Raw genomic sequence first — 7,646 nt, 5'->3', positions numbered from 1 at the left:
GAGATATTATCTTTGGTCGTAAAAGATATTCATCTACTTATTTCTCAAATATTGCTTAAAGTAGTGCAAAAATTGTTACCCAACCGTAAAGAGTTTGATACTCTCTTTACTGCAATTTTTAGAGTGAACAGAATCAAGAGCATCGAAATGCTCGGTTCAAATTAACTATCAAGGGATGCAAGTATGTTGGATTCATCCAATCAAAAATATCCACCTTTACCACTCATCCAAACATGGATATGGATGATGACCCAATCTGGAAATCCTGAAATCCAAGAAAAGGGTCAAAGCAATCTAATTGCTTCTTTTGGCAGTTTAGCCAAAGCCAATGAGTACCTTATGGAGCAAAATCAATAATAACAACATTATCGTTGATTTCGCTTTTCACCGTACATAGATTAAGGCTGTTCACATAAAGTGAACAGCCTTTTTTATAGAAAAGAACTCTGAGTTGAATTTTAAAAGTATATTTTTTACACGCCAGTCATCTGTCCGGTGTACAAAATAAAGTTTCGTAATAGCAGTACTCCAAGCAAGCTAAAGCTGGCGGTCACTGCAACGTAGGTAAACTTACGATCTGATGAAACCTTCATCCATAGATTAAATGCTAAAGGTAGAGTTAGCCCAACACCAACCACTCCGCCCCAAAAAATCCAGCCCCAAAACCCCTCTCCAATAGCATTAAGTGCTGCAACCTGACTTTGTCCTCCTGATAAAATTAGCCCTGCAAAAAAGGTAAATAACAGCATAATTTCGACTAAAATCATTGGGATCTCAACCCTATGTATAAATTTCACTTCGGTGCCATTAGGGTTACCGCGCATCAATACTCCTCCCAAAAGCGTCGCCGCCGCTCCAGAAGACAGCCCTGAGATTAAGAATAACAGTGGCAAAACAGGGTTATTTAATAACGGGAAGCCGATTAAGGCTGACAATAAGAAACCGGTATAAGCTCCAAGAGATAATGACAAGATCACCAGCACGCCGGTAATAATATCCTCATGTCTCGCCAACAGCGTTAAGCACTTAGCAAGCAGATGAAAACGGCCATCTAACCACTTAATTACCGGCAAGCTAAATACACAGCCAATCCAGGCAAAAAGCACTAATTGATAAACCAAAAGTACAAGCACCCCCATCGACATCACTGATGAGGTGTTGTAAAACACCAGTATTTTCCAAAATGCTAACGGCTTGGTCAGATCTATCACCAAAATGCCTAAACCGGCGCAAACAGCAATGGGCGCAATAATGGCAGCCGCTTGCACAAAGGGGGATAAATATGCCCTTTCAGCCAGCTTAAAATGCTTTAACATAATGGCGAAAAAGACTGCTCCAGCCGATAACCCTGCTAAGAAAAGGTAAATAGCAATAGGCCAATGCCAAACTAGGCCATCAAAGTGAAAAGCACTCATAATACTATCTCCCCATCAACAGTTCGCACATGAAATAACTTAGGCCGAGTACCCAAATCAACCTTTTGTCGGTAAGTGGGTTTCGACTTAAGCGCCTTAACCAATGCTGAGTTTGGATCTTTTAGGTTTCCAAAAACCAATGCCTTTGTTGGGCAGGCCAATACACAAGCAGGCTGTAATCCCCGAGATAATTGACTTTGCTGACAAAAGTCACATTTATCAGCGACTTTTGTCAGCGGATTAATAAAACGTATCTGATAAGGGCAAGCTGCAATACAGTACTGGCAGCCTACGCAGCGATCTTCGTTAACAGCAACAATGCCAGTGTCTTTGTCAATATAGGCGGCCCCCGTAGGGCAGACCTTGACACAAGGTGCAGCTTCACAGTGCTGACAAGAGTGGCGACTAAATCGATAACTTTGCTCAGGATATTCCCCATAAGGACCAGTCCGCACGATGTTAACTCGAGAGACACCTAAGGGAACTTGGTTTACCTCTCGACAAGCATCTTCACAAGCATTACAGCCAATGCAGAGATTTTCATCATGTAGCATTGCATATTTAATATCACTGTCCACTGCAGCATTTCTAGCCAGTGGCTGTGGTGTCATTGAATACACTGAAACCCCAGCAATCACACCACCACAACCTTTAAGAAATCTTCTCTTTGAAGTATCCACGTTGTGTCTCCTAATGATTATCTTGATGACATTTAGCACATGATTGGCTCATTGCTGGGCCAATGAGCATCAAAACCGGATCCGTTTCGCTATGAAGTTGATGGCATTGAGCACAAGATACTCGCGTCGCATGCACATTATGGGTCCAATGCGCCAGCGCAAGCGTTTCATGATCATGACAAGCTAAACACTGCCCTACTTGTACCCTGATTTCAGTATCGCTTTCCATGCCATAAGCAATGATTGTCGAACCTTTTCTAGGATGCTTACCTTTTTCGCCATGGCAATCTTCACAGGCAATTGCTAGCCCTTGGTTTGCATGCAAACCCAGCATCTTGCCATTGCGTTTATGACATTTTAAACAGTGGCTAGTGTCGATATCTCTCACTTCAGCAGCAACAGGGAAGTCAGGAAAACTCAACCACAAGAGCAGGAACCAAATGATATAGATAACAGAAACGCCGTAACGGTTAGTCATTGACATCACAAAACCTTACACCAGCAGGTGAATAGCAAAAGATATGGGATAAGCGCCAAATCTGTTCATTTGGCGCCATGTCGGACTAGATTATGCGGCGAGCGCGGTCTTTATTAGGGCTTCATCGCACTGTTGGTGTTTATCTAATTTGATGAATTGCACACCAATATAGTCTAAGCACTTCTCAATAAACTTAGCTTGCTCAGGGGAGCTTTCATCAGGATTGCTAATCACCAATTTAACTGAAGATGACTCGTTGTCGACAACGACATAATCAAGGTGACAATGCTCCATAAAGTCTTCAACCTCTTCGTGATTCCTCACCGCGTCGTCAATATCAACTACATTGACCAATGATGCTCCATAAAGCACATCGTAACGTTTATTAGCAATCTCCTTTAAGCTCTTCAAAAAAAGCATTGACTCTTTGTCAAGCAGATGAGGCTTAATACTAATTTCAGCACCTACCATCTCAACTTCACTGGCTTTAAAAAACTTAATGCATGTCATTACAAAAGTTACGATTACGAGAGGAACAATCAGAAATAAAACAAAGTATATAAAAGCATAACTGAATATCACTGTGGCATTCATAATAAACCTCCAAGTTCTTACTTACTTTTTAATTTTCGATATAATTATTACGCCTTAAAAAACTGTTAGCAACAAATATAAAAATCATTATATATAAATCAATAAGCAATCACAGAATCAATTATAGATATTAATAATTTCAGATATGCAGAAAGTAGATATGACGTTATCAAAATATAGAAACTCAAACTTCACACTAAAAGACAATTAAAACAAATCGATTAAAAACAAATTGTTAGCAGCGCAAAGGTTAAGGAGGTAACTATAGTTGCTGATATTAAAAACCAGCGCGGAATATATTAATAAATTAAACAGGTATGTTCAATTATTATTTTACCGAACATAACAATTGGTGTATGGTTAATATTAAAGATTGAAATAGTGAGGAGTTCAGCATGCAAAATATAACTATTGAAAATCTAGACATACTTAGCATTAGCATTCTCGTTAATTTATATGAGCAGCATTCAGCAACATACGTTGCAAAGAAAATGAATATTCCTGCACCAAAAGTAAGTCGCTGCCTACAAAATGCAAGACTCATATTTAATAACCCTTTATTTATTAGGAAGAAACATGGGCTCGTCCCAAACGAGTTTACCCAACAGCTCTACCCTATCGCGAAAGAACTTTTACAGTGTTCAGATCACTTACAACAGCTATCAACATCTGTAACGGCTTTGGGTAGCCAACGAGTCAATATATATGCCAGCGATATGTTAGCTCAACACCTTCATCAGCAGCTTAACCAAGCTATTGAGCAGTCTGAAATTCATGTAAGTTACAAGCTACACACTCAATCAATTAATACCTTTGCCGACATAGAGTCTGGAGCCTTAGATGTTGCTATTGTCACAGAATCGAATCATGAATTACTGCAGTTTTATGCCAATGCATTAGAGATAACCCCTTTACAAAAGCTAAACCATATGTACCTTGTAAGCGACGCCTTGCACCCTATTCTAAAACGAGATTTGGATTTAGATACCATTGCTGACTATCCCTATGTCAGCGCACAAGACTTAGCAACTCCGACCTCCGTTGATCCTTTTATATTTTACTGCCAGCAACATCATATCCAATGTCGACTAGCTAATACCGATAACTTTAACAGCAATCTAAGTTTTCACGACTTACAACCTCTTCTAGCACAGACAGATCACTTGGCACTACTGCCCTATAGCAAGGTTTATGAGCACAGTAATCTATTACCAGGTTTGCATGTGTGTTGCTTATCTGAAATGGAAACCAACAGACTCTACTTGTCTCAACCTCACCCTACCATTTATTTAGTAAAGGCAAAGTCAAACCGTTCGAGCACGTTAGATGATATAAGCAAGGCGATTAATCATATTGTTAGCCACAGTCTGCACTAACTATCGATTAGTGGCTGTATTCAAAGCTCACTCAGTAACACTATTGTTGGCTGTTGCACAGGTACGCTGTAAGCAGTCAACATTACACTTAGTGGCAGTGCAGTCATTATTAGTACAGCAGGTCATTAAGGGGGCTGGAGAATTATTGCCGGTATTGATATTTTCAAAATGGCTCTGCATCTCAATCAGTTTATCGCCCAATAAGTTTTTCAAACAGTTAACCATTGGTGGCATGACACTTTGATGGCTGTGCAAGTAGTAGCTATCAGATTTTAAAGCCTGAGTCGATTTCCATGCATTCGAGATATCTAAGAAATCAACGTCCTTTCTATTTTCGAAATAATAATAAGTCATTGCAGAAACCAATATGGCAACATCATCAGTCATACTCACATGATCAACAACCATGCGCACACTAGGGCTTTTAAGCACCACTTTAATATCAATATCTGCAACTTGCGCATACTCCTCAATGCGATGTAACTGATGGGACTGAAGGTTAGAGTTTACCAAGGCAATTTTATAATCAAAGATAGCCTTAAGCGGCTCAGGTGAACTTAAAATAGGGTGTCCAGTTCTAGCAACAATAAAGAAGTGGCTGATATCACCTATTTTAGTGTCGGTTACCATAGGGTGATTGACTGGCTCTATAGAGATAGAGCAATCGATTTTTCCTTGGCATAGGCGTTGACTGACCGTCTCTGACCAGGGCTGCACATTGACATAAACACCACCAGTAACACAGCGGCACGACTGTTGGATGCAGTTAAGAACAGTTAACGACCAGTGCTCGTTTGCCGCAAAAGTAAGTTCATAAGGCGCATCTTTTTTATCTAACGTTGTTTCAATAATTTTATCAAGTTGCTCTAATATGGTTCGTACCATTGGTGTGATTTTTAACGCAATTTGATTAGGTTCAAATCCATACTTTTGCCTGACAAATAGCTCATCGCCCAATACATCTCTCATCGTTGTCAGGGCACGGCTGACTTTCGACTGACTAGTACTGAGTTTTGCTGCCACTGCACTGCCATTTTTTAAATCAACGAGCCCAATAAAAACCTGCAAGGTGAAATAATCGAGCCGACTAATTTGCTTAAGCATTAGTGTTGTCCTTGTGCTAGCGCCTTCTCCGGGTGAATAAACCCAATTGAAATGTTACCAGCGACCAAAATCACAAAGTTAGATGGGCTAGAAACATGAAATACAAAGACAACTTTTAGCATTGGAACAAAAGCAATACTGCGTAACCGGTCACAATACGACCAACAAAAATAACGATAAACGGGGCTAATGATTCTGTGCCATAGAATATAGCGAAAGGATAGTTGTAGCTTCAACCAAATAGCCTGACTATCAAAGCCAGGCTATTTATCACGCTGTAAGGTCGCTAACTCGCTTACTTCAGTCCAGCCAGCGCAGCAACAAGGGAGGCTTTCAATTCTGGATTTCTAAGCGTTTGCTGCTCCATATCAAAATTATCGAAAAAGCTAGGAATAGATAGGCTCCCTTTTACGTCTGCAGCAAAATATGGGGCTGAACCCGAGGCTGCGGCCAATACAGATGCCGCGCCACCTGGGCCTGGTGATGTAGCAAGCAACACCATAGGTTTGTTTTGGAAAACTTTCATATCGATGCGTGAGGTCCAGTCAAACAAATTCTTATAAGCGGCGGTGTATGAGCCGTTATGTTCAGCAAAGGAGATGATAATCCCATCAGCTTCGCCTAACTTGGCAAAAAACTGTTGTGCGAGTTCAGGCTGGCCCAACTGCTCCTCTCTATCTTGGCTAAAAATCGGCATTTCATAATCGTTTATGTCTAAGACCTCAACTTCAGCGCCCTCTACCAATGAGGCTGCATAAGTTGCTAACTGTTTGTTGATTGACTTGCTACTGCTGCTGGCTGCAAATGCTAATAGTTTCATATTCTGATCCTTTATTCCGTTGTCTCTGCAGTTAATCCTGCAGCGTAAAAGCGTTAAATTGTCAGCGAAACCAATAGCAACAAGCCTAAGTTTTGAGCGACAACTCGATAGGGAGCAGTGTATATTACAACTCATAAGTAATTAATAACCTGAATTGATAATGACTGTTTCCATATGACTATGAATAAACTTTTTGACGGTGTGGTGATATTTACCCAAGTAGTTAAGAGCGGCGGCTTTTCAGCTGCAGCGGATGCATTAGGTCACTCAACCTCATATGTGAGCAAAGAGGTCAATAAGCTAGAAGCTCGGCTTGGTGTTAGATTACTCAATCGCACCACGCGCTCAATTGGCTTGACCCCTGAAGGTGACGCCTATTACCAACAATGCCTGCAACTAATCAGCGATGCTGAACTAGCGGTAGGCTTGATAACACAGCACGAAGTAAGTCCGAAAGGCGTTCTAAAACTTAGTTGTCCCATCGGTTTTGCCCAAGCTCATCTCAAAGCTATTATCTCTGAATACCTGCAGCTTTATCCTAATGTCAGCCTAGAGTTAGACTTAAGTGATAATCGCACTGATGTGATTGCCGATGGTTACGATCTGGCTATCAGAGCATCCTCGCAACTGGATGAATCTAGTCTTATCTGCCGTAAACTATACAGCTGCGGCGCTTTCACTGTAGCCTCAAAAACGTATATTTCACGTCACGGAAAGCCTTATCATCCGCGAGAGCTAGCGACTCATAATGGGATCTGTTACTCCAACCTAAAATCCCCCAGTCGCTGGGATTATGTAGAAAAGGATGGCAAACCTTTCTATGTTGATATACGGCCTAAAGTCCTCTGTAATAATGGTCATATGCAGCTTTCGATGGCTTTAGAGGGGCATGGGGTGGCGAGGTTACCACTGTTTTATATGCAGGAAGCTTTACAGGGCAATCAGCTCGAAGTGCTGTTTGAAGACTTTCCAACGACGACTGTTGATGTGTATGTGATCTACCCTAGCCGAAAACACCTATCACCGAAAGTGAGAGCATTTATCGATCTGGCAGCTGAGCGGTTAGCATAGGTTGTAAAAGAATAATACCAATTGCATTAAAAGTTTGACCATTCAGCGGGAATTCAAAGCGCTGTAGGCAAGTAGTGGGATTTGAGCTAATAGTTATTCTATATCCAA

9 protein-coding genes are annotated in these 7,646 nt (G+C 41.0%); 3 read left to right on the top strand and 6 right to left on the bottom strand.

The genetic code is table 11. The features are described from left to right. Positions 1 to 183 precede the first annotated feature (183 nt). The gene (locus K5R16_RS14095) at positions 184 to 357 is read left to right on the top strand and encodes a hypothetical protein (RefSeq protein WP_220738194.1); all 174 of its coding nucleotides are present in this window, start codon (positions 184 to 186) and stop codon (positions 355 to 357) included. A gap of 116 nt (positions 358 to 473) precedes the next feature. On the opposite strand, the gene nrfD is transcribed toward K5R16_RS14095, so the two are convergent. The 4 genes from nrfD to K5R16_RS14075 all read right to left on the bottom strand — a co-directional run bounded on the left by nrfD (position 474) and on the right by K5R16_RS14075 (position 3,083). Next, positions 474 to 1,415: a cytochrome c nitrite reductase subunit NrfD gene (gene nrfD, locus K5R16_RS14090; RefSeq protein WP_220738193.1), complete on the bottom strand. Its 942-nt coding sequence runs from the start codon at positions 1,413 to 1,415 to the stop codon at positions 474 to 476. Then, a complete protein-coding gene (locus tag K5R16_RS14085; protein WP_220738192.1) occupies positions 1,412 to 2,095 on the bottom strand; it encodes a 4Fe-4S dicluster domain-containing protein in 684 nt (227 codons plus the stop codon). Before K5R16_RS14085 ends, nrfD begins: the two co-directional genes overlap by 4 nt. Before the next feature lie 10 nt (positions 2,096 to 2,105). Further along, positions 2,106 to 2,579 (bottom strand): nitrite reductase, encoded by a 474-nt coding sequence (locus K5R16_RS14080; RefSeq protein ID WP_220738191.1) that lies wholly within the window; start codon positions 2,577 to 2,579, stop codon positions 2,106 to 2,108. 84 nt (positions 2,580 to 2,663) lie between these two features. Then, positions 2,664 to 3,083, bottom strand: a complete 420-nt coding sequence (locus K5R16_RS14075) for a DUF2726 domain-containing protein (RefSeq protein WP_259649885.1) — start codon at positions 3,081 to 3,083, stop codon at positions 2,664 to 2,666. A gap of 479 nt (positions 3,084 to 3,562) precedes the next feature. On the opposite strand from K5R16_RS14075, the gene K5R16_RS14070 reads away from it, so the two are divergent. Beyond that, positions 3,563 to 4,543: a LysR family transcriptional regulator gene (locus K5R16_RS14070; RefSeq protein WP_220738189.1), complete on the top strand. Its 981-nt coding sequence runs from the start codon at positions 3,563 to 3,565 to the stop codon at positions 4,541 to 4,543. A 27-nt stretch (positions 4,544 to 4,570) separates the two neighbouring features. Here the strand turns inward: K5R16_RS14070 and K5R16_RS14065 are convergent, their stop codons facing one another. Together K5R16_RS14065 and K5R16_RS14060 are read right to left on the bottom strand one after the other, a co-directional pair. Next, positions 4,571 to 5,647, bottom strand: coding sequence for a LysR family transcriptional regulator (locus K5R16_RS14065; protein WP_220738188.1), 1,077 nt, complete (start codon positions 5,645 to 5,647; stop codon positions 4,571 to 4,573). 295 nt (positions 5,648 to 5,942) lie between these two features. Beyond that, positions 5,943 to 6,467, bottom strand: coding sequence for an NADPH-dependent FMN reductase (locus K5R16_RS14060; protein ID WP_220738187.1), 525 nt, complete (start codon positions 6,465 to 6,467; stop codon positions 5,943 to 5,945). Positions 6,468 to 6,641: 174 nt separating this feature from the next. Between K5R16_RS14060 and K5R16_RS14055 the strand changes: the two genes are divergently transcribed. Further along, on the top strand, positions 6,642 to 7,538 hold the full coding sequence (locus K5R16_RS14055) for a LysR family transcriptional regulator (protein ID WP_220738186.1): 897 nt from the start codon (positions 6,642 to 6,644) through the stop codon (positions 7,536 to 7,538). The last annotated feature ends 108 nt before the right edge of the window (positions 7,539 to 7,646 follow it).

The organism is Shewanella sp. c952, from assembly GCF_019654975.1.
Classification (GTDB): domain Bacteria; phylum Pseudomonadota; class Gammaproteobacteria; order Enterobacterales; family Shewanellaceae; genus Shewanella.
Note: the sequence above shows the minus strand (reverse complement) of the source record. Positions and strands in the feature narration are given on the sequence as shown.

Coding starts and splice junctions, on each gene's coding strand:
- K5R16_RS14075 (WP_259649885.1), bottom strand. CDS start 3,083: ATGACATGCATTAAGTTTTTTAAAGCCAGTGAAGTTGAGATGGTAGGT.
- K5R16_RS14080 (WP_220738191.1), bottom strand. CDS start 2,579: ATGTCAATGACTAACCGTTACGGCGTTTCTGTTATCTATATCATTTGG.
- K5R16_RS14070 (WP_220738189.1), top strand. CDS start 3,563: ATGCAAAATATAACTATTGAAAATCTAGACATACTTAGCATTAGCATT.
- K5R16_RS14095 (WP_220738194.1), top strand. CDS start 184: ATGTTGGATTCATCCAATCAAAAATATCCACCTTTACCACTCATCCAA.
- K5R16_RS14060 (WP_220738187.1), bottom strand. CDS start 6,467: ATGAAACTATTAGCATTTGCAGCCAGCAGCAGTAGCAAGTCAATCAAC.
- K5R16_RS14055 (WP_220738186.1), top strand. CDS start 6,642: ATGACTATGAATAAACTTTTTGACGGTGTGGTGATATTTACCCAAGTA.
- K5R16_RS14065 (WP_220738188.1), bottom strand. CDS start 5,647: ATGCTTAAGCAAATTAGTCGGCTCGATTATTTCACCTTGCAGGTTTTT.
- nrfD (WP_220738193.1), bottom strand. CDS start 1,415: ATGAGTGCTTTTCACTTTGATGGCCTAGTTTGGCATTGGCCTATTGCT.